Annotated in this window: 24 protein-coding genes and 4 pseudogenes; 20 read left to right on the forward strand and 8 right to left on the reverse strand. The window is 51.9% G+C overall.

Going from position 1 to position 26,583, the window contains the following annotated elements; all coding sequences use genetic code 11:
- Entirely contained in the window at positions 1-603 is a 603-nt protein-coding gene (locus tag C1192_RS02935) for a YebB family permuted papain-like enzyme (protein ID WP_001024955.1), read from the reverse strand.
- Positions 604-876: 273 nt separating this feature from the next.
- Between C1192_RS02935 and ruvA the strand changes: the two genes are divergently transcribed.
- Both ruvA and ruvB read left to right on the forward strand, forming a co-directional pair.
- Positions 877-1,488: a Holliday junction branch migration protein RuvA gene (gene ruvA, locus C1192_RS02945; protein ID WP_038355945.1), complete on the forward strand. Its 612-nt coding sequence runs from the start codon at positions 877-879 to the stop codon at positions 1,486-1,488.
- An 8-nt stretch (positions 1,489-1,496) separates the two neighbouring features.
- The gene (ruvB, locus tag C1192_RS02950; protein ID WP_000568526.1) at positions 1,497-2,507 is read left to right on the forward strand and encodes a Holliday junction branch migration DNA helicase RuvB; all 1,011 of its coding nucleotides are present in this window, start codon (positions 1,497-1,499) and stop codon (positions 2,505-2,507) included.
- A gap of 87 nt (positions 2,508-2,594) precedes the next feature.
- On the opposite strand, the gene dsbB is transcribed toward ruvB, so the two are convergent.
- Both dsbB and nhaB read right to left on the reverse strand, forming a co-directional pair.
- On the reverse strand, positions 2,595-3,125 hold the full coding sequence (gene dsbB / locus C1192_RS02955) for a disulfide bond formation protein DsbB (protein ID WP_000943467.1): 531 nt from the start codon (positions 3,123-3,125) through the stop codon (positions 2,595-2,597).
- 145 nt (positions 3,126-3,270) lie between these two features.
- On the reverse strand, positions 3,271-4,812 hold the full coding sequence (gene nhaB, locus C1192_RS02960) for a Na(+)/H(+) antiporter NhaB (protein WP_038355946.1): 1,542 nt from the start codon (positions 4,810-4,812) through the stop codon (positions 3,271-3,273).
- Positions 4,813-5,033: 221 nt separating this feature from the next.
- Here nhaB and fadR point away from each other — a divergent pair, with 221 nt between their 5' ends.
- Positions 5,034-5,753, forward strand: a complete 720-nt coding sequence (gene fadR, locus C1192_RS02965; protein ID WP_001516543.1) for a fatty acid metabolism transcriptional regulator FadR — start codon at positions 5,034-5,036, stop codon at positions 5,751-5,753.
- 143 nt (positions 5,754-5,896) lie between these two features.
- Here the strand turns inward: fadR and C1192_RS02970 are convergent, their stop codons facing one another.
- Complete coding sequence (locus C1192_RS02970; RefSeq protein WP_000190867.1) at positions 5,897-7,429, reverse strand: SpoVR family protein; 1,533 nt, start codon at positions 7,427-7,429, stop codon at positions 5,897-5,899.
- Between the two features lie 329 nt (positions 7,430-7,758).
- Between C1192_RS02970 and dadA the strand changes: the two genes are divergently transcribed.
- The 3 genes from dadA to C1192_RS26165 are packed head-to-tail and all read left to right on the forward strand — an operon-like array spanning position 7,759 to position 10,326.
- Positions 7,759-9,057: a D-amino acid dehydrogenase gene (gene dadA, locus C1192_RS02975; RefSeq protein WP_001266919.1), complete on the forward strand. Its 1,299-nt coding sequence runs from the start codon at positions 7,759-7,761 to the stop codon at positions 9,055-9,057.
- A 9-nt stretch (positions 9,058-9,066) separates the two neighbouring features.
- The gene (gene dadX, locus C1192_RS02980) at positions 9,067-10,137 is read left to right on the forward strand and encodes a catabolic alanine racemase DadX (RefSeq protein ID WP_038355947.1); all 1,071 of its coding nucleotides are present in this window, start codon (positions 9,067-9,069) and stop codon (positions 10,135-10,137) included.
- Between the two features lie 42 nt (positions 10,138-10,179).
- Positions 10,180-10,326, forward strand: a complete 147-nt coding sequence (locus C1192_RS26165) for a hypothetical protein (RefSeq protein ID WP_420870958.1) — start codon at positions 10,180-10,182, stop codon at positions 10,324-10,326.
- Here the strand turns inward: C1192_RS26165 and C1192_RS02985 are convergent.
- Positions 10,264-11,982, reverse strand: a pseudogene (locus tag C1192_RS02985) (potassium/proton antiporter); the annotation flags it as partial. The gene C1192_RS26165 and the pseudogene C1192_RS02985 sit on opposite strands and share 63 nt — an antisense overlap.
- 47 nt (positions 11,983-12,029) lie before the next feature.
- The gene (ldcA, locus tag C1192_RS02990) at positions 12,030-12,944 is read right to left on the reverse strand and encodes a muramoyltetrapeptide carboxypeptidase (protein ID WP_000077266.1); all 915 of its coding nucleotides are present in this window, start codon (positions 12,942-12,944) and stop codon (positions 12,030-12,032) included.
- A 99-nt stretch (positions 12,945-13,043) separates the two neighbouring features.
- On the opposite strand from ldcA, the gene emtA reads away from it, so the two are divergent.
- Positions 13,044-13,655: a membrane-bound lytic murein transglycosylase EmtA gene (gene emtA / locus C1192_RS02995; protein WP_001516541.1), complete on the forward strand. Its 612-nt coding sequence runs from the start codon at positions 13,044-13,046 to the stop codon at positions 13,653-13,655.
- Between the two features lies 1 nt (position 13,656).
- Here the strand turns inward: emtA and C1192_RS03000 are convergent.
- Positions 13,657-14,196, reverse strand: a pseudogene (locus C1192_RS03000) (flagellar brake protein); the annotation flags it as partial.
- 56 nt (positions 14,197-14,252) lie between these two features.
- Between C1192_RS03000 and C1192_RS03005 the strand changes: the two are divergent.
- Positions 14,253-14,564, forward strand: a pseudogene (locus C1192_RS03005) (IS66-like element accessory protein TnpA); the annotation flags it as partial.
- 13 nt (positions 14,565-14,577) lie between these two features.
- Here the strand turns inward: C1192_RS03005 and C1192_RS03010 are convergent.
- A complete protein-coding gene (locus tag C1192_RS03010) occupies positions 14,578-15,906 on the reverse strand; it encodes an IS4-like element IS4 family transposase (RefSeq protein WP_103194771.1) in 1,329 nt (442 codons plus the stop codon).
- Positions 15,907-15,990: 84 nt separating this feature from the next.
- On the opposite strand from C1192_RS03010, the pseudogene tnpA reads away from it, so the two are divergent.
- The 12 genes and pseudogenes from tnpA to C1192_RS03075 form a co-directional block, all read left to right on the forward strand.
- Positions 15,991-16,368 (forward strand): annotated as a pseudogene (tnpA, locus tag C1192_RS03015) (IS66-like element accessory protein TnpA); the annotation flags it as partial.
- On the forward strand, positions 16,368-16,715 hold the full coding sequence (tnpB, locus tag C1192_RS03020; protein WP_069906977.1) for an IS66 family insertion sequence element accessory protein TnpB: 348 nt from the start codon (positions 16,368-16,370) through the stop codon (positions 16,713-16,715). The pseudogene tnpA and the gene tnpB, both read left to right, overlap by 1 nt.
- Positions 16,716-16,734: 19 nt before the next feature.
- Positions 16,735-18,306 (forward strand): IS66-like element ISCro1 family transposase, encoded by a 1,572-nt coding sequence (locus C1192_RS03025; protein WP_001756948.1) that lies wholly within the window; start codon positions 16,735-16,737, stop codon positions 18,304-18,306.
- A gap of 135 nt (positions 18,307-18,441) precedes the next feature.
- On the forward strand, positions 18,442-20,463 hold the full coding sequence (locus C1192_RS03035; RefSeq protein ID WP_038354839.1) for a lytic transglycosylase domain-containing protein: 2,022 nt from the start codon (positions 18,442-18,444) through the stop codon (positions 20,461-20,463).
- A complete protein-coding gene (locus tag C1192_RS03040) occupies positions 20,460-21,170 on the forward strand; it encodes a phage baseplate protein (RefSeq protein ID WP_038354840.1) in 711 nt (236 codons plus the stop codon). Before C1192_RS03035 ends, C1192_RS03040 begins: the two co-directional genes overlap by 4 nt.
- The gene (locus C1192_RS03045) at positions 21,170-21,472 is read left to right on the forward strand and encodes a phage baseplate plug family protein (RefSeq protein ID WP_000890114.1); all 303 of its coding nucleotides are present in this window, start codon (positions 21,170-21,172) and stop codon (positions 21,470-21,472) included. Before C1192_RS03040 ends, C1192_RS03045 begins: the two co-directional genes overlap by 1 nt.
- Complete coding sequence (locus C1192_RS03050; RefSeq protein WP_038354841.1) at positions 21,469-22,338, forward strand: baseplate hub protein; 870 nt, start codon at positions 21,469-21,471, stop codon at positions 22,336-22,338. The genes C1192_RS03045 and C1192_RS03050 overlap by 4 nt, the downstream gene beginning before the upstream one ends.
- Complete coding sequence (locus C1192_RS03055) at positions 22,319-22,996, forward strand: Gp138 family membrane-puncturing spike protein (protein WP_038354842.1); 678 nt, start codon at positions 22,319-22,321, stop codon at positions 22,994-22,996. Before C1192_RS03050 ends, C1192_RS03055 begins: the two co-directional genes overlap by 20 nt.
- A gap of 12 nt (positions 22,997-23,008) precedes the next feature.
- Positions 23,009-23,365, forward strand: coding sequence for a contractile injection system sheath initiator (locus tag C1192_RS03060; protein ID WP_038354843.1), 357 nt, complete (start codon positions 23,009-23,011; stop codon positions 23,363-23,365).
- Positions 23,362-24,603 (forward strand): baseplate J/gp47 family protein, encoded by a 1,242-nt coding sequence (locus C1192_RS03065; RefSeq protein WP_038354844.1) that lies wholly within the window; start codon positions 23,362-23,364, stop codon positions 24,601-24,603. Before C1192_RS03060 ends, C1192_RS03065 begins: the two co-directional genes overlap by 4 nt.
- A 1-nt stretch (position 24,604) precedes the next feature.
- Positions 24,605-25,210: a DUF2612 domain-containing protein gene (locus C1192_RS03070; RefSeq protein ID WP_038354845.1), complete on the forward strand. Its 606-nt coding sequence runs from the start codon at positions 24,605-24,607 to the stop codon at positions 25,208-25,210.
- Positions 25,197-26,582, forward strand: coding sequence for a phage tail protein (locus C1192_RS03075; RefSeq protein WP_103194772.1), 1,386 nt, complete (start codon positions 25,197-25,199; stop codon positions 26,580-26,582). The genes C1192_RS03070 and C1192_RS03075 overlap by 14 nt, the downstream gene beginning before the upstream one ends.
- Position 26,583: the final 1 nt, after the last annotated feature.

The raw sequence follows: 26,583 nt of genomic DNA on the forward strand, positions 1-26,583 counted from the left end.
TTATACTGCTTCGGTCAGTTCAGGCTGAGGCGTATCTACTCCTTCGGCATGAATCAACACCAGACCCGGATGATGCCACAAACTCGCTGGCGTTACGGTTTTTCGCGCCCACGGAATTGAGCCTAAAAACCAGAATTTCCAGAAAGTAAGTTTTGCATGTGGATTGCTGTGTAATAACTCTTCAAAAGTTTCTATCTCGCCTACCGGAATACATAATGCTTCTTTATAAATATCAAAGACAAACTTTGAGCAGAACTGGCGAGATGACTCATATTTAAACCCGGTGTGATAGAGCTTGCGCAGTCGAGAGGGAACCTGTTCTATCAGCCTTTGTTTTTGCTGTTCTGTCAGCCCTGCACCTAATCGCTTTACGGCATAGCGTTGGTGAGAAGAACGTTTAATAAAATGGGACAGTGTGGTGATGGTGGAGAGGGGAACACGGCTTTCTGCGACCAGAAAATCATCGCCGTCATGACCGATAATGATCCCGACGTGATTACTCCAGCAATTCGATGCGGCAGAAATTTGGCCGAATAATGCGGCACCTATACATGTAAATACAATATCACCAGTTTCATATTCAGCAGGATAATTAATATTCACTTTATCATTCCATTGAAATAAATTTAAATATGTTTAATAACATAAAATATTTTTTATCGCAGGTATAGTCAAGTTTATTTTTTTTGGGTCTTTTACCTGAATATTTAATATATAAAATATTTGCTTTCAATATGACCTGGAGAATGAATTATGCAGTGACAATTCTCCGTTCATCGAGACGCCTCGCAATTTTTCTGCATCCTTCGCTGGATATCTATCCAGCATTTTTTTATCATACAGCATTATCTTTGATTCATTACGCAGGAGCGTCATGTGATAGGCAGGCTGAGAGGCATCATTCTGGAAAAACACCCCCCGCTGGTGTTACTTGAAGTGGGCGGCGTAGGCTATGAAGTGCATATGCCGATGACCTGTTTTTATGAACTCCCTGAAGCGGGCCAGGAAACGATAGTCTTCACCCACTTTGTAGTACGTGAAGACGCGCAGTTACTGTACGGTTTTAACAATAAGCAAGAACGCACGCTGTTTAAAGAACTGATTAAAACCAACGGTGTGGGGCCGAAACTGGCACTGGCGATCCTCTCTGGTATGTCAGCGCAGCAGTTTGTTAATGCCGTTGAGCGTGAGGATCCTGCAGCACTGGTGAAATTACCTGGCATAGGTAAAAAAACTGCCGAACGGCTGATTGTTGAAATGAAAGATCGCTTTAAAGGCCTGCACGGCGATCTGTTTACACCGGCTGCCGATCTGGTGTTGACCTCACCGGCAAGCCCGGCAACCGACGATGCCGAGCAGGAAGCGGTTGCTGCGCTGGTGGCGCTGGGCTATAAACCACAAGAAGCCAGCCGCATGGTGAGCAAAATCGCTCGTCCTGATGCCAGCAGTGAAACATTAATTCGCGAAGCCCTGCGCGCCGCGTTATGAGGTAAAGGATGATTGAAGCAGACCGTCTGATTTCTGCCGGTACGACCTTGCCGGAAGATGTGGTAGATCGCGCTATTCGCCCCAAATTACTGGAAGAGTATGTTGGTCAGCCGCAGGTCCGTTCGCAGATGGAGATTTTCATCAAAGCGGCGAAACTGCGCGGCGATGCCCTCGATCATCTATTGATTTTTGGTCCTCCTGGCCTGGGAAAAACCACGTTAGCCAACATCGTTGCCAATGAAATGGGCGTCAATTTACGCACAACGTCTGGTCCGGTACTGGAAAAAGCGGGTGACCTGGCGGCAATGCTGACCAACCTTGAACCGCACGATGTGCTGTTTATTGATGAGATCCATCGTCTCTCGCCAGTCGTGGAAGAGGTGCTGTATCCGGCGATGGAAGATTACCAGTTGGATATTATGATTGGTGAAGGCCCGGCAGCGCGTTCGATAAAAATCGATCTACCACCGTTCACCCTGATTGGCGCGACCACGCGTGCTGGCTCATTGACATCGCCATTGCGTGACCGTTTCGGTATAGTGCAGCGCCTGGAGTTTTACCAGGTGCCTGATCTGCAATATATCGTCAGTCGTAGCGCACGGTTTATGGGGCTTGAGATGAGTGACGATGGCGCACTGGAAGTCGCTCGCCGGGCGCGAGGTACGCCACGTATCGCTAATCGTTTGCTGCGTCGTGTGCGTGATTTTGCCGAAGTGAAGCATGATGGCACCATCTCGGCAGATATCGCCGCCCAGGCGCTGGATATGCTTAATGTCGATGCAGAAGGTTTCGATTATATGGATCGCAAGTTATTGCTGGCGGTAATCGATAAATTCTTCGGTGGTCCGGTTGGCCTGGATAACCTGGCTGCAGCCATTGGCGAAGAGCGTGAAACCATTGAGGATGTGCTGGAACCTTATTTGATTCAGCAAGGCTTTTTGCAGCGTACACCGCGCGGGCGTATGGCGACAGTGCGGGCGTGGAACCACTTCGGGATTACACCGCCAGAAATGCCGTAGAGCGGATAAAGCGTTAACGTCGCATCTGGCATTGAATTATTGACAGGATGAATCGAGACAGGCGCTCCCGCAGGAGCGCCTGATTGATTAGCGACCAAACAGGTCACGTTTTTTCGCTTTAAATGGCTGGGAAATCACCACTAGCACTGCGACAATCAGGTAAGCAACAAAAATACCGAGCAACCACTGCGGCATATCCAGACCTAAAAACTCCCACTGACGCTCAGCGCAATCACCAGAGGCGACAAACACTTGTGGTACCCATTTATCCAGCGGCAGCCAGTCTGGGAAGCGAACCATGAAATCACAGGTCATAAACGGCGAAGGATAGAGCTGGAGCATGGTGTGTTCGTAAGTTAACTGCACACCACGAAACGCGCTATACAACCAGATAATCATCGCCACATAACGCAGCGGCGTTTTCGGGGCGATAGCGCCAATCAACGCGGCACCCAGAACACCGAATAACGCGCAGCGTTCATAAATACAGAGCACGCAAGGTTTCAATAACATCACATGCTGGAACCACAGCGCCGTCAGTTCCAGTGCCAGAGCGGTAAGCGCCATTAACAACCACGCACCCCGCCCCTGTGAACATTGGTTCAAAAATCGCAACATAATAATTTCCCTGCAATATGCATCGAATGCGCAGTTTAAACCAATTCATTCGTTGCGCCACCAGGAGGGAGTAAAAATAGGATGTAATTGAACAATTATCGGGCGGAAAGGCAAACCGGGCATGAATATACCCGGTAAGTTGTTATCAAAGCGTTGCTATCCACCCCATTTGCATAAACCATTCAGTTACAGGAGCAAGAGTAAACTCTACGCAGAGTAGCCCGACGAGGGTCAGTACGAGGGTGTAGGGCAGAGCCATCCATACCATGCGGCCATAAGAAAGACGTATCAATGGCGCGAGAGCGGAGGTTAACAGGAACAAGAACGCAGCTTGTCCGTTCGGCGTGGCGACGGATGGCAGGTTGGTCCCGGTGTTAATGGCGACGGCCAGCAGTTCATATTGCTTCATACTGATAGCGCCGCTCTCCATTGCTGCTTTGGCTTCGTTGATATAAATCGTTCCCACAAAGACGTTATCCGAAATGGAAGACAGCAAACCGTTGAAGATATAGAACAGCGATAGCTGGGCGTGTTCTGATGCCTGCAATACAAACTGGATAATTGGGGAGAACAGTTGTTGGTCGATAATCACCGCAACTACCGAGAAAAAGACCGTCAACAGTGCAGTGAATGGCAGAGATTCGGTGAAGGCTTTGCCGATAGCATGTTCATCAGTGACACCGGTCAGTGATGTAGTCAGAATAATGACAGACAAACCAATCAGGCCGACTTCCGCCAGATGCAACGCCAGCGCGGTGACCAGCCAGACGCCGATAATCGCCTGGACAATCAGGCGAATTTTATCCTGACGTGTACGCTGGTTACGGCTTTGATCGTCAAACTGCTGCAGCACTTCGCGGACTTTCTCCGGCAGCGTTTCACCGTAGCCAAACCAACGCATTTTCTCCACTAACAGGCAGGTTAACAAACCACAAATCAGAACCGGGACGGTTACCGGTGACATGCGCAGGAAGAAATCGCCAAAATGCCAGCCAGCAGCTTTCGCAATAATCAGGTTTTGCGGTTCACCGACCATGGTCATCACACCGCCTAATGCAGTACCGACACCCGCGTGCATCATCAGGCTACGCAGAAAACCACGGAACTGCTCCAGCACCACCTGGTAATGCTTGTCGATATGGCTGTCGTCTTGCAGATCGGTATCTTCGGCACGGGAAGAAGCCACTCGGTGATAAATACCATAAAAACCCACCGCAACGCTGATCACCACGGCCACTACGGTTAAGGCATCCAGGAACGCGGAGAGAAACGCAGCCGCCACACAAAAAGAGAGCGATAACAGCATCTTGGAGCGAATGCTTAACAGCAAGCGGGTAAAGATGAACAGCAATAGCTGTTTCATAAAATAGATACCCGCCACCATAAACATCAGTAGCAGCAAGACTTCAAGATTCGCCGCCACCTCTTCACGGACGTGCTCCGCGCTGGTCATGCCTATGAATACCGCTTCGATAGCCAACAGGCCGCCAGGCAGTAGCGGATAGCATTTGAGCGCCATCGCCAGGGTGAAAATAAATTCCGCTACCAACAGCCAGCCAGCAACAAAAGGGCTGATGAGGAAAATTAACGGGTTAACAATTAAGAAAATAATGAGGGCAAGTTTGTACCAGTCAGGTGACTGGCCCAAAAAATTGCGCCATAACGCGCGGCCCCAGGAGATCTCCATGATGGTTTCCCTTACCTTACAAATAATAAATGATGTTTTTATGTTAGAACGCAAAGCTTAACGGCCAGGCAGGAGTGAGGCAAGTCTTGATAGTCAAGCGGAAAGAGATGCGGAAAATGAAGCCCTGATCCCTTTTTTCTTCTTTTTGTCTGCTATCAGCGTAGTTAGCCCTCTGGTATGATGAGTCCAACTTTGTTTTGCTGTGTTATGGAAATCTCACTATGGTCATTAAGGCGCAAAGCCCGGCAGGTTTCGCGGAAGAGTACATTATTGAAAGTATCTGGAATAACCGCTTCCCACCCGGGACTATTTTGCCCGCAGAACGTGAACTTTCAGAATTAATTGGCGTAACGCGTACGACGTTACGTGAAGTGTTGCAGCGACTGGCACGAGATGGCTGGTTGACTATTCAACATGGCAAGCCAACGAAGGTGAATAATTTCTGGGAAACCTCCGGTTTAAATATCCTTGAAACACTGGCGCGACTCGACCACGAAAGTGTGCCGCAACTTATTGATAATTTGCTGTCAGTGCGTACCAATATTTCAACTATTTTTATTCGCACCGCGTTTCGTCAGCACCCTGATAAAGCGCAGGAAGTGCTGGCAACCGCCAATGAAGTGGCCGATCACGCCGATGCTTTTGCTGATCTGGATTACAACATTTTCCGCGGTCTGGCGTTTGCCTCTGGCAACCCGATTTACGGCCTGATCATTAACGGGATGAAAGGGTTGTACACGCGCATTGGTCGTCACTATTTTGCTAATCCGGAAGCGCGCAGTCTGGCGCTGGGTTTCTACCACAAGCTGTCGGCATTGTGCAGTGAAGGCGCGCACGATCAGGTTTACGAAACGGTGCGTCGCTATGGGCATGAGAGTGGCGAGATTTGGCACCGGATGCAGAAGAACTTGCCAGGTGATTTAGCCATTCAGGGGCGATAATCCATCCAGACTGATGACAAACGCGTAATTGCCTGATGCGCTATGCTTATCAGGCCTACGTTGTTCTTGCAATATATTGAATTTTCGATACTTTGTACGCCACATCAGGCAAAAATGAGTCCTCCTCAAATGAGGAGGACTTTTTACAGATTTCCCATTCTTGGCGGGCAACGTTCCAGCAACTCGACGCTGCCATCTTCGTTTTGCTGCTCCAGCGTCACATCAAATCCCCACAAACGATGCACATGTTTCAGCACCTCTTTACGTCCCCGATCCAGCGGAGCGCGGTTATGCGGAATGTAGCGTAGAATCAGCGAACGGTCGCCGCGCAAATCCACGTTCCAGATCTGAATATTCGGCTCCAGATTGCTTAAGTTATATTGCGACGATAATCGGTTACGGATCTCCCGATAACCTTCCTCATTATGAATGGCAGAAATTTCCAGATAATTATGCCGATCATCATCCAGCACGGTGAAGAAGCGGAAATCACGCATTACCTTCGGTGACAGGAATTGACTGATAAAGCTCTCATCTTTGAAATCACGCATCGCGAAATGCAGCGTTTCCAGCCAGTCAGAACCGGCGATATCCGGGAACCAGTATTTGTCTTCTTCCGTTGGTGACTGACAAATCCGCTTAATATCCTGGAACATGGCGAATCCGAGAGCATACGGATTAATGCCGCTGTACCACGGGCTGTTATACGGCGGCTGGAAGACCACATTGGTGTGACTATGCAAGAACTCCAGCATAAAGCGTTCGGTCACTTTCCCTTCATCGTACAGATGGTTAAGGATGGTGTAGTGCCAGAAGGTGGCCCAGCCTTCGTTCATCACCTGAGTCTGTTTTTGCGGATAAAAATACTGGCTCACCTTACGCACAATGCGCAGGATCTCACGCTGCCATGATTCCAGCAGTGGGGCATTTTTCTCCATAAAATAGAGCAGGTTTTCTTGTGGTTCGGAAGGATAGCGGCGCGCTTCGGCAACGGTTTTCTCTTCTTCGCGTTTCGGCAGGGTACGCCAGAGCATATTGACCTGACTTTGCAGATACTCTTCGCGGCTTTTCTGCCGGGCTTTCTCCTCTTGCAGCGAGATTTTTTGCGGGCGTTTGTAACGATCCACTCCGTAGTTCATCAGCGCATGGCACGAGTCCAGCAGCTTTTCTACCTCATCAACGCCATAACGTTCTTCGCACTCGGTAATGTATTTGCGGGCGAAAATCAGGTAATCGACAATCGAACTGGCATCGGTCCAGCTACGGAATAAATAATTGTTTTTGAAGAAAGAGTTATGGCCGTAACAGGCATGCGCCATCACCAGCGCCTGCATGGTAATGGTGTTCTCTTCCATCAGGTAAGCGATACACGGGTTAGAGTTTATGACAATTTCATAGGCCAGCCCTTGTTGGCCATGCTTATACAGGCGCTCAGTTTCGATAAACTTCTTACCAAATGACCAGTGCGGATAGTTAATCGGCATACCGACGCTGGAGTAGGCATCCATCATCTGTTCTGAGGTGATCACTTCAATCTGGTGCGGGTAGGTATCCAGCCGATAGAGTTTCGCCACCCGGTCTATCTCTGCCAGATAAATATCCAGCAGCTCGAACGTCCAGTCGGGTCCATCGCTCAAACGTGTGGTGTCCTTATTCATAGAATCGATCGTCGCCATACGCGCACCTCATTGTTGTCGGTACTCTCTGTGTGGAGGACCTCATTTCAAGCATAGAACACCCGTTAAAAACCGCGTCGCCGGAGAATTTTTTTCTTTGCGATTTCTTATTATCGTAGTGCCAATAATCAGCCTCTGAACGGAATTTTCTGCTGGATAAAAAGCACCTTCAGCAGGAGATACCAAAGACGGCATATTCCCACAGCGTCAGGGAGATGTGAGCCAGCTCACCATAAAAAAGCCATATGTTGAATAATATTTTCATCTAGGTTATCAAGATGTAATTAGATTATTGTTCTTTTACTGTATCTACCGTTATCGGAGTGGCTATGCGAGTTGTCATACTGGGAAGTGGTGTGGTAGGCGTTGCCAGCGCCTGGTATTTAAATCAGGCAGGACATGAGGTCACCGTTATTGATCGGGAACCGGGAGCAGCCCTGGAAACCAGCGCAGCAAATGCCGGGCAAATCTCGCCTGGTTATGCGGCACCGTGGGCGGCGCCAGGTGTGCCGTTGAAGGCGATTAAATGGATGTTTCAGCGCCATGCACCGCTGGCGGTTCGTCTCGACGGTACGCAATTTCAGTTGAAATGGATGTGGCAAATGTTACGTAACTGCGACACCAGCCACTACATGGAAAACAAAGGACGGATGGTGCGCCTGGCGGAATACAGCCGTGATTGCCTGAAAACATTACGTGCTGAGACTAACATCCAGTATGAAGGGCGGCAGGGCGGGACGCTGCAACTGTTCCGTACCGAACAACAATATGAAAACGCGACTCGCGATATTGCCGTTCTGGAAGATGCTGGTGTGCCGTACAAACTACTGGGATCCAGCCGTCTGGCGGAAGTGGAGCCAGCGCTGGCCGAAGTGGCACACAAACTCACCGGTGGCCTGCAACTGCCCAATGACGAAACCGGCGATTGCCAGCTCTTTACCCAGAATTTAGCGCGAATGGCGGAACAGGCGGGGGTTAAATTCCGCTTTAATACGCCTGTCGATCAACTGCTTTGCGACGGTGAGCAGATCTATGGCGTGAAGTGTGGTGATGAAGTGATTAAGGCCGATGCGTATGTGATGGCATTTGGTTCTTACTCGACAGCGATGCTCAAAGGCATTGTTGATATTCCGGTCTACCCGCTGAAAGGTTACTCGCTGACCATTCCTATTGCACAAGAAGATGGTGCGCCGGTGTCCACTATTCTCGATGAAACCTACAAAATTGCCATTACACGTTTCGATAATCGCATCCGTGTCGGCGGAATGGCGGAAATTGTTGGCTTTAATACTGAACTGCTACAGCCGCGCCGTGAAACGCTGGAGATGGTGGTTCGCGATCTCTATCCGCGCGGCGGTCATGTTGAGCAGGCCACGTTCTGGACGGGGCTACGCCCGATGACGCCAGATGGCACGCCGGTTGTGGGGCGTACACGCTTTAAAAATTTGTGGCTGAATACCGGTCACGGCACGCTCGGCTGGACGATGGCTTGCGGTTCTGGTCAGTTGTTAAGCGATCTGCTCTCTGGTCGCACGCCCGCTATCCCGTATGAGGATTTAAGCGTGGCGCGCTACAGCCGTGGATTTACGCCATCGCGCCCGGGTCATTTACATGGCGCGCACAGCTAAGGACGCGAGATGACCAGACCGATACAGGCCAGCCTCGATCTGCAGGCATTAAAACAGAATCTGACCATTGTTCGCCAGGCCGCGCCGCATGCGCGTGTCTGGTCGGTGGTAAAAGCCAACGCGTATGGTCATGGTGTCGAGCGTATCTGGAGCGCGCTCGGGGCCACCGATGGCTTTGCATTACTTAATCTGGAAGAGGCGATAACGTTACGCGAGCGCGGCTGGAAAGGGCCGATCCTGATGCTGGAGGGATTTTTCCATGCTCAGGATCTGGAAATTTATGACCAGTACCGGCTGACCACCTGTGTACACAGCAACTGGCAGCTCAAAGCGTTGCAAAACGCGCGACTAAAGGCACCGCTGGATATTTATCTTAAAGTGAACAGCGGGATGAATCGGCTGGGCTTCATGCCTGAGCGCATGCTTACCGTCTGGCAGCAATTGCGGGCGATGGCGAATGTTGGCGAAATGACGCTGATGTCGCATTTTGCCGATGCGGAGCATCCTGATGGGATTTCTACGGCGATGGCGCGTATTGAGCGAGCAGCAGAAGGACTGGAGTGTCGGCGTTCGTTGTCTAACTCGGCGGCAACCCTGTGGCATCCGGAAGCGCATTTTGACTGGGTTCGACCAGGCATTATTTTGTATGGTGCTTCGCCGTCCGGTCAGTGGCGGGATATTGCCAATACTGGATTACGTCCGGTAATGACATTAAGCAGCGAGATTATTGGTATCCAGACACTAAAAGCAGGAGATCGTGTGGGCTATGGCGGTCACTATACCGCGCGCGATGAGCAGCGAATTGGCATCGTCGCCGCCGGATACGCCGATGGTTATCCGCGTCATGCGCCAACCGGTACACCTGTTTTAGTGGACGGAGTACGCACCATGACGATAGGGACAGTCTCGATGGATATGCTGGCGGTTGATTTGACGCCCTGCCCGCAAGCGGGAATTGGTACGCCGGTTGAGCTGTGGGGCAAGGAGATCAAAATTGATGATGTCGCCGCCGCTGCCGGAACGGTAGGCTATGAGTTGATGTGCTCGCTGGCGTTACGCGTGCCAGTTGTGACGGTGTAACTTGCTGTTAGCCGGATAAGACGCACAGCGTCGCATCCGGCGATACAAACTACATCAAATTTTAGATTCGGCTTCGTCCTCTGCCACCCGAACGCCGATCTTCAACACGGCATTATCTTCTTTCTCAGCCACCGTCCAGATCATCCCGGCAAACTCCACCTGGTCACCGACAACCGGTGCCGCGCCTAACAACTGCTGAACAATTTCACCCAGTGTTTGCTGTTTATCGCGATATTCCCGGCCGTCTTCCAGACCATATATCAGCGCCACATCAGCATATTTGGCGCTGGCTTCGAGAATGAAGTCACCAAAGAAGCGTTGATCCAGCGCGACTGGCGGCGACTGGCTGAACAGTTTACCGAGCGCCGGAAGATCGCGCTCCCGACCAATTACACACAGCACATCGCCTTCGCGCAGTCGGGTGCTGCCGGTGGGATGAAGCAACTGGTTATCACGAAACAGTGCCGCAATACGCGTCTCTTTTGGCATATGCAGATCGCGCAGTGCCGCACCCACGCACCATTTATCGGCACTTAACTGATAAACAAACTGCTCCCACGGGTTTTCCGGGTGAATATCCAGGCCAACGCGTGATACAGGACGTCCGACGGGCGGAACCACGACTTTGGCTTTTTTCGCTGCCCACGAGAGTGATGTTCCCTGTAATGGCAGTGAAACCAGCACCACGAAGAAGGCGACGTTAAAGAACAAGCGCGCATTTTCCAGCCCCGCCATCATCGGAAATACTGCCAGAATGATCGGCACCGCGCCGCGTAATCCCACCCAACTGATAAACACCCGTTCGCGCAGATTGAAGCCGCGGAACGGTAATAATCCGGCAAATACCGACAGGGGACGGGCGAAGAAAATCATCCATGCGGACAATATGAGCGCCGGAATGGCAATAGGCAGCAGGTCGCTCGGATTAACCAACAGGCCGAGCACGAGGAACATGGCGATTTGTGCCAGCCAGGCGAGGCCGTCGAAATTTTGCAGAATGCCGTAGCGGTTGCGAATCGGGCGATTACCCAGCAGAAAACCGCACAGATAAACTGCCAGAATACCGCTGCCTTCCAGCGCAGTGGTTAAAGAGAAAATCAGGATACCGCCGCTTAATGCCAGCAATGGATACAAGCCCGCAGGCAGAGCAATGCGGTTAATCATTTGCAGCAGTAAATAACCACCGCCAAGACCGATCACAATTCCCAGCCCAAATTGCTGCAGAATATCGACAACGAACATCCAGCTAATAGTGCTTTCATGATGCTGGATCATCGCAATCAAGGTAATCGTCAGAAAGACGGCCATCGGATCATTGCTGCCGGATTCTATCTCCAGTGTTGAGCCAACACGTTCGTTAAGTCCCTTGCCGCCAAGCAGAGAAAAGACCGCTGCGGCGTCGGTGGAGCCGACAATGGCACCGATTAATAAGCCTTCAATCAAATCAAGATTAAACAACCACGCCGCCATCATGCCGGTTAAACCGGAGGTGATAAGCACGCCGACTGTCGCCAGTGAAAGCGCCGGACCTAATGCAACGCGAAATGAGCTGGCCTGGGTTCGCATCCCGCCGTCGAGCAAAATAATTGCCAGCGCCAGATTACTTACCATGTAGGCAAAAGGATAATTATCAAACGGAATGCCGCCGACGCCATCGACGCCCGCCAACATGCCAATCGCCAGGAAAATAACCAGAATCGGAATGCCAAGGCGGGAAGAAAATGAACTAAGTAAAATACTACTGGTGACAAGGATGGAGCCTAAGATGAAAAGGCTAATGATTGTTGCGGCATCCAACGGTCGGTTACTCCTGATTACGCTGTCTCGTACTATAAACCCTACCATATTCACGGCAGAAACAGCGTTTTACTTGGCCCTGAAGCGTGATTTTTTTACGCTTTCAGAACAGGATGACCGCTTATTGTCATCCGTGTGCCTCTTTTATCGTTATTGAGTATGGCATGTGCGCCCAACGGCAGTGTAACCGTGCGTTGTTCATGACCAAAATCGAGGCCGGTGATGAGTGGGATCGACAGACGAGAGCGCAAGAACGCGTAAACTGACTCCAGGTTGTAACCCGCGTCATAATCATTTGGCGCGCTGCCACTGAAACTACCGAGAATGATCGCGCTCTGACGATGTAAAATACCTGCGTGATAAAGCTGTAACAACATGCGCTCGACGCGGAAAGGATGCTCGTTGATATCCTCCAGCACCAGAATGCCGTTCTCGATTTGCGGCATCCAAGGCGTACCAATCAGCGAAATCAACATCGCGAGGTTGCCTCCCCACAACGTGCCTTCGCTCTGACACGCCGGGCCTTCCCCTTGCCATTCAATGGCGAACGTTTCATTACGTAACGCCAGCCAGAAATGGTGCTCGGTAAAGGCGTTCAACTCATCCGCGCCAAAATTCGCCACCAGCATCGGTCCGCTAAAGGTGATGACATTGCCTTGCGCCAGAAGAGCGCACTGAATGGCCGTAAAATCGCTATGCCCGCAGATGAGCAACGGATCATGTTGTTGGCGAGTTACCAGTGCCTGCCAGTCAATGTCTGCCAGTAAGCGACTGGCACCGTAACCGCCGCGTACTGCCAGTACGATAGTGTTGGGTGACGTCAGCCTGGCAAGGGCATTGATATCCTCCAGTCGCTCCGTTTCCGTACCAGCAAAACGCTCACAGCGTCGGGCAATGACCTCTACGTTATTGACCTGATGACCTGCATCCGTCAGGCGTTGAATACCGCGCTGCGCGGCGTGCTGATTAATGCAGTAACCCGACGGGGCGATTAAGTGAAACTGAGACATGGCAATTCCTTGCTGACAACAGAAACGAATTGTATATCATGCCGCTTAGGTGTGCTGTTGTCACCTCAACGGCGATTCCAGGCTATAAGGATAGATGAAGTGAAATTGAGATGGTTTGCCTTTTTGATTGTGTTATTAGCGGGTTGTTCATCTAAGCATGACTACACGAACCCGCCGTGGAACGCGAAAGTTCCGGTACAACGTGCAATGAAGTGGATGCCAATAAGCCAGAAGGCCGGTGCGGCCTGGGGTGTCGATCCACAATTGATCACGGCGATTATCGCTATTGAATCGGGCGGTAACCCAAACGCGGTCAGTAAGTCGAATGCGATTGGTCTGATGCAGTTGAAAGCCTCAACGTCCGGACGTGATGTTTATCGCCGCATGGGGTGGAGTGGCGAACCGACAACCAGCGAACTGAAAAACCCGGAGCGCAATATCTCAATGGGGGCGGCTTACCTGAATATTCTGGAAACCGGCCCGCTGGCAGGAATTGAAGATCCGAAGGTACTGCAATATGCACTGGTGGTGTCATACGCCAACGGAGCTGGCGCGCTGTTACGGACTTTCTCATCAGATCGGAAAAAGGCGATCAGTAAAATCAACGATCTGGACGCTGACGAGTTCCTCGAGCATGTAGCGAAAAATCACCCCGCACCGCAGGCACCGCGCTATATCTACAAACTCGAGCAGGCACTGGATGCGATGTAACTCAGTCGCGTATTTTGTCCGCTTTCTCCCGGGCTTCCCGTTCGAGTGAGAAAATAATTCGCTGTAATTGCCGCTCCACCGTCGGGCCGACGTTAAGAAAACGAAAGCTCAGACGGGGAGTGGAGATGGTTTCATTTTTGCCATCAATCAATTTGCGTTCGCTGATAGCCAGTAACTGGGCGTCAAAGTGAAAAACTCCCCATTGTCCCATGTTGACCTCAATCTGTGCGAAGCGCATGCCTTCGTGCAATCCGGCTGGTTTTTCCGTTTCCAGCAATGCGCCCATGCCACCTAACGATAAATCATACAGGCGAAAACGTAACGTACTGTTATCTGCCAGTTTGGTCTGGCAATAATAAGGCGGATGAAGTGGGGCGGAGATGCGAAAATATCGGCGTCGTTGTACAAACCATAAGGCGGGAGGGAGTGTGGTGATGAACGCAGGAAGCTGCAAATACTCACTTTGCTGTAATTGTTCAACAGTAAACTCGACTTTCGCCCCCTGAGTTTCGGCGGTAATAGTAATGTGCTGCGCTTTAAGCGCGTAACCGGCTCATTTAAACCGTCTGGTCTGTTTCCTCCGGCTCTACAAAAATAGTGTCCATCATTTTTAATGGACACTATCGTATGAAACACCGGACCTGGATCACTGAAGCTTTACGTCTTCACTTTGAAGAACATTTACCCCGGGTTGTGGCCGGGCATCGCCTGGGTGTACCAAAATCAACAGTTTGTAGTATGTTCGTGCGCTTTCGGAGAGCTGGCCTTTCGTGGCCTTTGCCCGCAGGCATGTCGGAGCAGGAACTTGATGCCTGCCTTTACGGACAATTTTCCACGGTACCAGTCGTACGTCCTGAAAGCACCGTTATATCCGAAGCCCCCGTGGTAAAAAAACGTCCCCGGCGGCCCTAATGCCAGTCAGTTAAGCAACTGACTGGCTCTTTTTCGGGGCTGTGGGGTATTTCCAGGGCCTCTCCTTTACCACTCTCGGGAAGGCTCTTTCCCTTCTTGTCGGTAATTTCACAAGTTGTCCCATACTTGCAAGATCGCGCATCAGCTCCGGTATACGTCCCGGTGAAGCGCCCTGCAATGTCATCAGCATTCTCATCACCATTCCGCATGATTCTGAGAAACTCAGTTGATTCGGCCAGTAACCTTTCAGATGTTCTGCCATTTTAATCATCTGATATCTCACCAGATTATAAGCCAGTAAGACACCCCACAGCTCTTGCTCCACAAGCTCCGGCTTTTTACTTCTCAGCGTCAGCCTGCTCAGTTGCATCGTCTGTTTTATCTCCCTGTATCCCAGTTCGATTTCCCAGCGATGACTGTACAGATCCGCCATTTCTCCTCCGGGGAAGCGCATGGCGTCCGTCATCGACGTCAGCAGATGGCAGACTTTTCCTTTGCGCGTCACGGTCAGCAGGCGGGCTGTCACCTCATTTCCCAGCCCCGGCCACTTTTTTCGTGCCTGCGGGCTGGTTTTCAGCTTCACCAGATGATCGCCTTTACCCAGTTTTCTGATCTCTTCATATTGCGCTCCCTTTCTGAGAGGGATCATCCAGTGGCGGTGTTCTCCCGCCTGGCTCCAGGCATTTAACAGTCCCAGTGAGTAATAACCTTTATCCATTAACGTCAGGGTGTTATCGCCGGTTTGTTCTATAAGTTGCTCAGCAAGCTCATTTTCGCTGTTCTTCATCGTGCCGAAGGCTGCAGCCGTCAGCAGATGGCTGGTCAGTTCCATCTGGCAGACCATTTTGACCTGCGGGTAGAGCGCCGGGTTCCCGGCATGTGTCTGGCGGGGGAAGGCTGCATCGTTCTCTGGTGTATCCGGTGTGCGCCAGAACACACCATCGATGGCCAGCAGGGTCAGGCCGCACCAGTGCGGATGCGGCGTGGCGTTATGCCAGAGCTGCGCTGTTTTCGTGAACACGCGGCGGACAGCCTCACTTCCCAGACGCTGGCGGGCCTGAATAACGGCACTGGGGGCAACGAAGGGGCGATTGCCCGGCAGCATGATGTCCAGGCGATTCACAATCTGGTGAAGAGGTTCTTTACGCTCAAGCGCCATGCCAACAATACACCAGACCATCATTTCGAGGGGAAGACGGCGCTTGCGTAGCGTTACAGTACCTGATTCGGCAAGGCAACGAGAGATGAGTTCGGGGTCGAGGTAATCCCCCAGAGAAGTCAGTGGGTTACGCAGAGAATCGTAACGGGATACCAAATCAAGGGCCTGTCCAATGAGCATAAAAAAATCCGGAAACGAGTGAGCGTTTCCGGATTCTTACACAGCCACTGGATCGGTCAACTGATCCTTAACTGATCGGCATTACCCCGGCGGCCCAACTTCCCTTATGAGTTTAAAATCGCCTTAGTGGAGCAGTCACTGCAGCCCGGAGCCTGTGTGGCGCAGATCGCCCGGGAAAACGGAATCAACGATAACCTGCTCTTCAACTGGCGCCATCAATACCGGAAAGGTGGCCTGCTGCCTTCCGGAAAAAATATGCCGGCACTGCTTCCCGTGACGTTAACGCCGGAGCCGGATAATAAAATCCCGGCCCCCGCACAGGAACCAGAGCAGATAAATACACCGTCCGACAGTCTGTGTTGTGAGCTGGTTCTGCCGGCCGGAACTCTCAGGCTTAAAGGTAAACTGACGCCGGCGTTATTACAGACACTTATCCGCGAAATAAAAGGGAGCAGCCACTGATGATATCTCTCCCTGCCGGTTCGCGTATCTGGCTGGTTGCAGGTATCACCGATATGCGAAATGGCTTTAACGGCCTGGCATCAAAAGTTCAGAACGTCCTGAAGGATGACCCGTTCTCCGGACACCTGTTCATCTTCCGCGGACGCCGGGGTGACCAGATAAAAGTGTTGTGGGCTGACAGTGACGGACTGTGCCTCTTCACCAAACGCCTGGAGCGGGGCCGCTTCGTCTGGCCAGTCACCCGTGACGGCAAGGTGCACCTTACTCCGGCTCAGTTATCCATGCTTCCTGAAGGTATCAACTGGAAGCACCCGAAACGAACGGAACGCGCTGGAATCCGCATATAACCCGTTGTAAAGTGAGGATATGGACACCTCACTTGCTCATGAGAACGCCCGCCTGCGGGCACTGTTGCAGACGCAACAGGACACCATCCGCCAGATGGCTGAATACAACCGCCTGCTCTCACAGCGGGTGGCGGCTTATGCTTCCGAAATCAACCGGCTGAAGGCGCTGGTTGCGAAACTGCAACGTATGCAGTTCGGTAAAAGCTCAGAAAAACTTCGTGCAAAAACCGAACGGCAGATACAGGAAGCTCAGGAGCGAATCAGCGCACTTCAGGAAGAAATGGCGGAAACGCTGGGTGAGCAATATGACCCGGTACTGCCATCCGCCCTGCGCCAGTCTTCAGCCCGTAAACCGTTACCGGCCTCACTTCCCCGTGAAACCCGGGTTATCCGGCCGGAAGAGGAATGCTGTCCTGCCTGTGGTGGTGAACTCAGTTCTCTGGGATGTGATGTGTCAGAGCAACTGGAGCTTATCAGCAGCGCCTTTAAGGTTATCGAAACACAACGTCCGAAACTGGCCTGTTGCCGGTGCGACCATATCGTGCAGGCACCAGTACCTTCAAAACCCATTGCACGCAGTTATGCCGGAGCGGGGCTTCTGGCCCATGTTGTCACCGGGAAATATGCAGACCATCTGCCGTTATACCGCCAGTCAGAAATATACCGTCGTCAGGGAGTGGAGCTGAGCCGTGCCACACTGGGGCGCTGGACCGGTGCCGTTGCTGAACTGCTGGAGCCGCTGTATGACGTCCTGCGCCAGTATGTGCTGATGCCCGGTAAAGTCCATGCCGATGATATCCCCGTCCCGGTCCAGGAGCCGGGCAGCGGTAAAACCCGGACAGCCCGGCTGTGGGTCTACGTCCGTGATGACCGCAACGCCGGTTCACAGATGCCCCCGGCGGTCTGGTTCGCGTACAGTCCGGACCGGAAAGGTATCCATCCACAAAATCACCTGGCCGGTTACAGCGGTGTGCTTCAGGCCGATGCTTACGGTGGTTACCGGGCGTTATACGAATCCGGCAGAATAACGGAAGCCGCGTGTATGGCTCATGCCCGGAGAAAAATCCACGATGTGCATGCAAGAGCGCCCACCGACATCACCACGGAAGCCCTGCAGCGTATCGGTGAACTGTATGCTATCGAGGCAGAGGTCCGGGGCTGTTCAGCAGAACAGCGTCTGGCGGCAAGAAAAGCCAGAGCCGCGCCACTGATGCAGTCACTGTATGACTGGATACAGCAACAGATGAAAACACTGTCGCGTCACTCAGATACGGCAAAAGCGTTCGCATACCTGCTGAAACAGTGGGATGCACTGAACGTGTACTGCAGTAATGGCTGGGTGGAAATCGACAACAACATCGCAGAGAACGCCTTACGGGGAGTGGCCGTAGGCCGGAAAAACTGGATGTTCGCGGGTTCCGACAGCGGTGGTGAACATGCGGCGGTGTTGTACTCGCTGATCGGCACATGCCGTCTGAACAATGTGGAGCCAGAAAAGTGGCTGCGTTACGTCATTGAACATATCCAGGACTGGCCGGCAAACCGGGTACGCGATCTGTTGCCCTGGAAAGTTGATCTGAGCTCTCAGTAAATATCAATACGGTTCTGACGAGCCGCTTACCAAAAGCTGAACTGGATTCTGTCCTTGGTGTGCAGGACTTATGGGATCTGCTGGAAATAATTCATGTGGATGCCCATAACGAACAGGTGATACAGGAGAACAGAAATGGCGCAGGTACTTGATGAGCTTGTTCTGTCCCTCGGGATTGATGACAGGGACTTTACTGCCGGGGAACAGGCAGTACATGCTGCCCTTAACCGGCTCACGACGGTGATGGAAGGTGTCGCTGACACATTCAGTCAGGGACAGAAGAAAACCAGTGAATCACTGGAAAAAACCGGAAAAGATGCTGATAAAACAGCCCGTCGAATGGAAGATGCCGGGAAACGGGCGGCCCGTTTTTTTTCAGGGATCCGTAGCGAGATTCTGGCTCTTGCGGGTGTCAGTCTGACGCTGGGGGGGCTGAAGAACCTGGTAACAGGTTTTGCCCGTGACCTGAACCGTCTGTCCGTGGAATCCGATGCTTTTGGCATGAAGGCCAGAAATCTGGACGGATGGCTACGGGCTGCGCGGGCAAATAATGTTGATGAAGGGGAAATGTCTGGGGCATTTTCCCGGCTTGCAAATGCAAAAGCGGCCTTCAGAGCCGGAAGGTCCTTTGATCCTGTGTTACAGGATTTGTTTCAGGTTGCAGCCAGGGCGGGCATTAGTGTTGATTTAAATACTGACAGCACTGAAACCATCATGCGCAAGCTGGCGGTTATTTTTCCGCGACTGACAAAGTCCGAACAAACTGCCTACGGCAACGCGCTGGGCTTCAGTTATGCCGGACAGCAGTTTCTTGGCTCCGGTCATGCGCTGAAAGATGTGGACGAATTTACTTCCCGTTCGCAGGTTACGCCGGGGCGTATAGCGCTGGCCCGTAAGCTACGAAAAGAGCTTGTTGAGCTCGATCAGACCTGGTCCGGCATCGGGATGACGCTTAGCACCGCGTTGATGCCGTACGCGCTGAAGCTCAGCCACTGGCTGGAGACACTCGGTGACTGGATGCAGCAACATCCGGAGGAAGTGAACAGTTTTATCACCACATTTCTGAATGACGTTGAGTCAGTGGCCTCCCTGGCGAATAAGGCTGCCGGAGAACTGGGGGGCTGGCAGAATGTCATTATTACGCTGATCGGGCTGAAAGTGGCGTCATGGGTGCGGGGGCTGACAAAAGCCCTCAGTGGCCCCGGAGGCCTTCTTTTTGCGATAACGGCGCTTTACCCGGTTGTTGACGGATTACTGACATCCATTGTTGGCAGGAAAAATAAGGACTGGCTGGATTTACAAGGTTTTTTCTGGGCTTCAGACGGGACTTTCTTTTTCAATAAGAAAGAGATGGAGACGTATCAGACAAAACTGGATGCCGGAGAAAAGCCTGGCAACATCACCCGGGCACAATCATCCACAGTATGGCAGCAGGGAATGCTGGATACTCAGGCTTCTCAGGCAACCGGGAGGGAAGCAGCCTTCGGTGAATCCTGGCTACAGGGTATGCGTGCGACGCAGGAAAAACTCGGTAATGCCATGCAAAACCGCCAGCGACCGACGAAGACCGGGGAAGCCCTGTTAGGCTGGCTGCAACCGAAACTGTCTCAACTGGAGGAAAAATATAACCTGCCGCCCGGACTGCTGCGCAGCGTTGCGATCACCGAATCCCGTGGTAATCAGTTTGCCGTCTCACCTGCTGGTGCGATGGGACTGTTTCAGTTTATGCCGCAGACGGCCAGGGAATTTGGTCTGAGGGGGAACGACCCCTTTGATCCCGAAAAATCCGCAGATGCTGCCGCGAGAAAACTGGGTGGTCTGATGCGTTTTTTTCATGGCGATCTGGCTAAGGCTCTGGCGGCATATAACTGGGGAGAGGGAAATGTTCAGCGTAAGGGACTGGCTGCTGCTCCGGAGGAGACCCGCAACTATATTCCGCGGGTGCTGGCGAACCTGCCTTATCCGGGTGCGGCAATGGCCATACGGTCGCGCCATCCTGCGCCTGTATCGCAGCCCACCGTAACGGAAACCACGCATATCGGGACGCTGAATGTCACCACAACTTCAGACAATGTGAAGGGGATCACCGATGATGCACGTCAGCGTATAAGGAATTCGGCGCTTGTGTCGGTTTATTCCAGCGGGGTAACAGGATGAGTTTTTCTTTCGATAATTTTTCCCTGAATAACTTTTCACTCAATGAAAGTAATGTACTGAGTGCCGTTCGTGGTGGCGGGGTACTGGGACTCATTAACAGTGTACTGGCACCATCATTCGGTATTTATTACGCAGTAAATGATCCGGCAGGTGCTTACCAGAAGGGGGAAAAACCTTTTTCCCCGGATTCTTTTGTTGCCGTTGAGGTGGGCGCGGAGGCTTCTGTTTCCACCGTCCCCGTGGAGCAGGGGGCTTATACCACCTTTAATAAAATCCAGAGATCGCAGGAACTGCATGTGACTTTCACTGTAGAGGGCTGGACGGCGTTTTCCGGGGTTGTCCCGAATCTGACAAATTTTTCCACCACCTCGCGGACGAATGTGCTGGAAACGCTTGAAAGGATGCGTACCACGGCAGGACTCTACGATATTGAGACGCCGGACAAGACATGGACATCCTGCGACCTTGTGAAATATGACTACCGAATGCGAAGTAATAATGGTCCGACCTTACTGACGGTTACTGCGGTATTTCAGACCGTAATGAATACAGGAGAGGTGTCAGTGGGAAGTACGGATAGGTCGTCTCCCACGGACAACGATAAAGCAAAAGGGGCCGCATCGGTTAAAACGCAGCCAGTTACGGCGTCGGTGACACAACCGTCAGACGCTGACAGACGAAGTGCCACGAACAGGGAGATCACCTGATGCTGGAAATTGTTTTATCTCCCGTTAAAGCCCAGCAGTTTACGGTGACACTGGGCGCTCAGGTCTGCACCATTCGCCTGAATCAGCGTACTACGGGGATGTATATCGATATCATTGTTAATGGTGAACCGTGCCTGTATGGCGTGCTGTGTCTGAATAATAACCGGATTGTCCGGTACGGATACCTGCCGTTTCAGGGGGACCTGTTTTTTACCGACACGGAGGGGAATAGTGACCCTGACTGGCGGGGGCTCGGATCCCGGTACCGGCTCTACTGGCTGTTACCTGAGGAACTGATATGAGCTACAGACAACGTAAAATAACGGTGGAGTTCACTCTTTCAGACGGGCGAACGTTTGGTAATGGCCAGGGCAATATGCTGACCATTACCGACGCAAGCTGTTTTGCCAGTATTGCCGTATATGGAGGGGTGGCTGGTACACAAATCACGCTGTATATCTGGGGAATGTCACCGGCGCATATGACGAATTTAAGCTGGCGCGGTGTGTGGCGACAGGAGCAGAGTACCGCAAATAAAATGCGGCTGTGGGCCGACGGGCGGCTTATTTTTGAAGGTGATATTACTGATGCATACGCCGACTACAACCAGGCACCGGATATTCCGCTCATTCTGACAGGACAGATTCATTTTAATCTGCGTAATCAGACGGCGGCAGATTTCAGCGCAAAGGGCGATGTTGCGGTTGCAGATATTATCCGTGCGCTGGCGTCAACTGTCGGGCTTGGATTTGAAAACCAGGGGGTCAGCCGCAGTCTGTCTGACCCGCATTTTTCCGGTAATGTTGTACAACAAATGCTGGATGTCGCTTCAGCCGCCGATATTAACATTGATCTGGGGAATGTGGAGAAAGTCACCATCTGGCCGAAAGGGCAGAACCGGAATATTCCGCCGGTACTGATTTCGCCGGATCACGGACTGACTGGCTATCCGGTTTACACCATGACCGGACTCAGCGCCACCACGATATTCTGCCCCGATCTCTTTACTGGCAGGCCAGCGCATCTGGAATCGTCACTGCCTGATATGACGGGCGATTATACGATCACAGGGGTGATACACACCATTACTTCGCGAACCGTGGGCGGTCCGTGGAGTTCCAACTGTACCATGATGAGGGCTGAAGAAAATGGCACAACCACTCAGTAACCCGACAGACGTGAACAGCGAAATCAATGCACAGGACTTTATGCTGCGGCAGTTTCTCGGACGTCATGCGTTTATCACTCTGGGACGGGTGGTAGCCGTGGAAGAGGAATTTATTGAGGCCCGACCGATGGTAATGGGCGTTGCAGCAGACGGTTCCCCGGTTGAACATGAGGTGATTTATAACATTCCCGTATGGCGACTACAGGGGGGCGGTAATGCGGTGATTATGCCGCCACATGTGGGGGATATCGGTTTTCTTGCCATCTGCGATCGGGATATCAGTGCGGTAAAAGCCACGCGTCAGGCTGCGATGCCGGGATCAAAGCGTACCCATAATTATGCTGATGCCATCTGGCTGGGTGGCGTGCTCAACGGTGATCCCGTCCAGTTTGTGGTATTTGATGACAACCAGATACGGATTGTATCTCCCTGGAAAGTGGAGATATCCGCGCCTGAGGGTGTGATTAATGCGCCGAAAAGCTTCACCGTTAACTCACCACAAATTGCGCTGAACGGCGATACCTCCGTCAGTAAGGGGCTTAACGTTACCGGGCAGTCCAGGCTTTCCGGCGGTTCGAACATCGGGGGTATTGATTTTGGAAACCACGTTCACGGCGGCGTTGAGTCCGGCGGCTCAACCACGCAGGGACCCCGGTAAACAGGAGAAAACATGCAGTCACGATCATTTCTTCTTGACACCGGGACATGGGATATCCTGCTTGATGATACCGGAAATCTTGCCATTACTGATAATCCCCATGCGGTAGCTCAGGATGTGGCGTGTGCGTGCAGTACTTTTCTGGGGGAGTGCTGGTACGACTCAACGGCTGGCATACCTTACTGGCCACGCATCCTCGGACACTGGCCCGGCACACAACTGGTGAATGCCACTCTGCAACAGGAAGCACTTAAACTGCCGACCGTGAGCGCCGCTGTCTGCCAGGTCACAGCTGATCAAACCCGGACAGTAACAGGTGTGCTGCGTATTACAGATACCAATAATGACATTTTTACGGTACTGCTATGAGTGAAAATAAATCTTTTTCTACCGCAGTGCCCGCTGTACAGATTTCGGATAGCGGGCTGAATGTGCCGGATGAAGCGGATATTCTGAGCGGCAGGCTTGCTGATTTTTCGGCGGCGCTGGGCGGGGCCATGAGTACCAGTCTGAGCAGTCCGCAGGGACAACTTGCATCCAGCGAAAGCGCCATTATTGCGGATAAAAACGATCAGTTGCTGTATATCGTTAACCAGATCAACCCTGACTTTTCCAGTGGTCGCTTTCAGGATGCAATAGGCAGGATTTATTTCCTGGAGCGCCGCGGGGCCACAGGTACGACAGTAACAGCGACCTGTACCGGGCTGGTTGGCACGCTGATCCCGGCGGGCAGTATGGCGCAGGATGAGGCCGGTTATAAGTATGTCAGTCAGTCAGACGTCACTATCGGCGCATCAGGGCAGGTTGATGCGGTATTTCTGAATTTGTCCACCGGCCCCGTCGGCTGTTCTGTGGGGACGCTGAATAAAATTTATAAGGCAATACCTGGCTGGTCAGGTGTCACTAACGCCAGTGCCGGTGTGCCGGGCAGCGATGAGGAAACCCGTGCGGACTTTGAAAACCGCCGACGCGATTCAGTTGCCCGTAATGCCCGGAATATTCTGGAAGCCATCCGGGGTGAAATACTCTCCACGATAGAAAACGTGGTGGATGTTTACGTCACCCATAATCCGAAAAAAACAGAACAAAAAGCCGGAGTCAGTCAGTATCCATTAACACCCGGTTCGCTTTATGTTGGCGTGTACGGCGGCAGCCCGGCAGATATCGCGGCGGCCATCTGGCGTAAGGCTCCGCCGGGTATTGATATGAATGGCAACACAACGTTCACTGTTGCAGATAAGGAGTACGATCCGCCGTATCCTGAATACGTGATCAGCTGGCAGACACTTAAACCCGTCAGTCTGCATGTCAGTGTGACGCTGAAAAAAAGTGACTACCTGCCTTCAGATATTACCCGACAGGTACAGCAATCCGTGCTGGACGCATTTAATGGTACAGATGGTGGTCTGCGGGCAAGGGTTGCCTCTGTTGTCTCTGCCGGGCGCTACTATGCCGGCATTTACAAAACCTATCCGGAACATATTGATATTCTGGGCCTTACTGTGAGCCGTGACGGTTCGTCATGGACAACGGCTGTCACTTTCGGGATAGATGAGATTCCGGTTCTGGATGTGTCGGATATCAGTGTGAAACTCCAGGAGGCATAACGTGCAGAATGTGGCTGCCACTGTGCTTGCGCAGTATGCTGCCAGCCCCCGACTCAATGCCCTCATTAACAGCTTTAACGCAGCGCTTTCCCCCGACAGTTTTATCAGTGATTTTTATGGTCTTATCTGGAACATCGATACCGCAGAAAAGTACGGTCTTGATGTCTGGGGGAAGATTGTGGGTGTCAGTCGCCGGCTGACGGTAAAGGACGATTTTAATTACCTGGGCTTCAGCGAGTCCAGGATGGACACCCCGGTAATGGATGATCCCCGTCCGTTTAATCAGGCACCGTTTTACAACGGAAAATCGGATACCCGGACTGTTGACCTGTCTGATGCTGTATACCGGCGGCTGATACTGATGAAAGCCATGTCGAACATTACTGACTGTTCCGTTCCGGATATTAACCGGATGCTGAGATTTATGTTCGGAAAAAAACGCCGGGCTTATGTTCTGAATAATGGTGGATTGAGGATGAGTTACATCTTTGAGTCCGCGCTCTCGTTGGCAGAACTGGCGATTATCCAGTCGTCGGGTGCACTGCCATCCCCGCCGGGTGTTTATGTTTCAGTGGTTTTAAAGGAGCCCCGTAATGAAGGCCAGTGATAACCCCCGCCAGCTGACGGTCCCCTTTGCGAGTACCGGAGATAAAAACCGTATCCCGGACAAGGCGACACAGCAGACCAGAGAGAGCGGTAATGCTGCGTATGATTCAGGTTTTCCTCCGGTGACCATGACAGCGGTCTCAGCGGGAGGTATACCGCCACACGGCAAGGATTTTAACGGTCTGATGTACGATATTACCGCAGCAATACGGTTCGCCCAGGCTGGCGGTTTGTACACGTATAATGCCGGTTTTGCGGGGGCCATTGGTGGATATGCAAAAGGAGCCATTCTCGCCGGAGTCGCAACAACAGCGGTCTGGCTGAATACCACAGACGATAACCTGACCGATCCTGAAGGCTCCGACAGTGCGGGCTGGGTAAATCTTCTTGAGGATCCGAAAAGGATATTCCTGCGGCAGAAGAACAATCTGTCAGACCTTCAGAATAAAGGGACGGCACGGGATAATCTTCAGGTTTACAGTAAAGAGCAGTCAGATCAACGCTATGTTCATCGGGAAGGCGATAAAATAACCGGAGAGCTGAAAATCCGTGGTGTTAATGCGCTGAGGATTTTCAACGACGCTTTTGGTCTTATTTTTCGTCGTTCGGAAGAGTGTCTGCACCTCATTCCTACCTGGGAAAATCAGGGCGAGAATGGCGATATTGGTCCACTTCGTCCGTTCACTATTAATCTGCGGACGGGTGAAATATCCATGTCGCATAAAGTGTCTGTTGGCGGTGGTTTGCAGGTCAATGGTGCGCTGGGTATCGGCGTTCAGAACGCGCTGGGCGGAAATTCAATTGCTTTCGGGGATAACGATACCGGCCTGAAACAGAACGGCGATGGTCTGCTTGATGTTTATGCAAATGGCCAGCGAGTATTCCGTTTTCAGAATGGTGTGACTATTGCTTTTAAGAATATTCAGGCCGGAACTGCCAGAAAATTCACGTTATCCAGCGCCAACAACTCCACGAAAAACGCAACGTTTAATTTATGGGGTAATTCATCCCGTCCCGTAGTTGCAGAGCTTGGTGATGATTCCGGCTGGCATTTCTACAGCCAGAGAAATACCGATGGCAGTATCACATTCGCTGTAAACGGACAGATGACCCCATCAAACTATGGAAATTTCGATGCCCGCTATCAGCAGCGAAATGGCGGCGTGCAGGATGTGCGTTATGGTTCCGAAATGTATTACACCCCTGGCAGTAACACCGTTTCGTGGACATTTCGCGCACCTTCGGGACACGGGCTGTCAGGGATATCGATATCGGATACCCACCGTAACTCAGCGGATAACGTTAACGGTGTGTATTACCGACCGCTGCAAAAACTGATTAATGGCACCTGGTATAACGTAGCGAGCGTTTAAT

The organism is Escherichia marmotae (assembly GCF_002900365.1).
Classification (GTDB): Bacteria; Pseudomonadota; Gammaproteobacteria; order Enterobacterales; family Enterobacteriaceae; genus Escherichia; species Escherichia marmotae.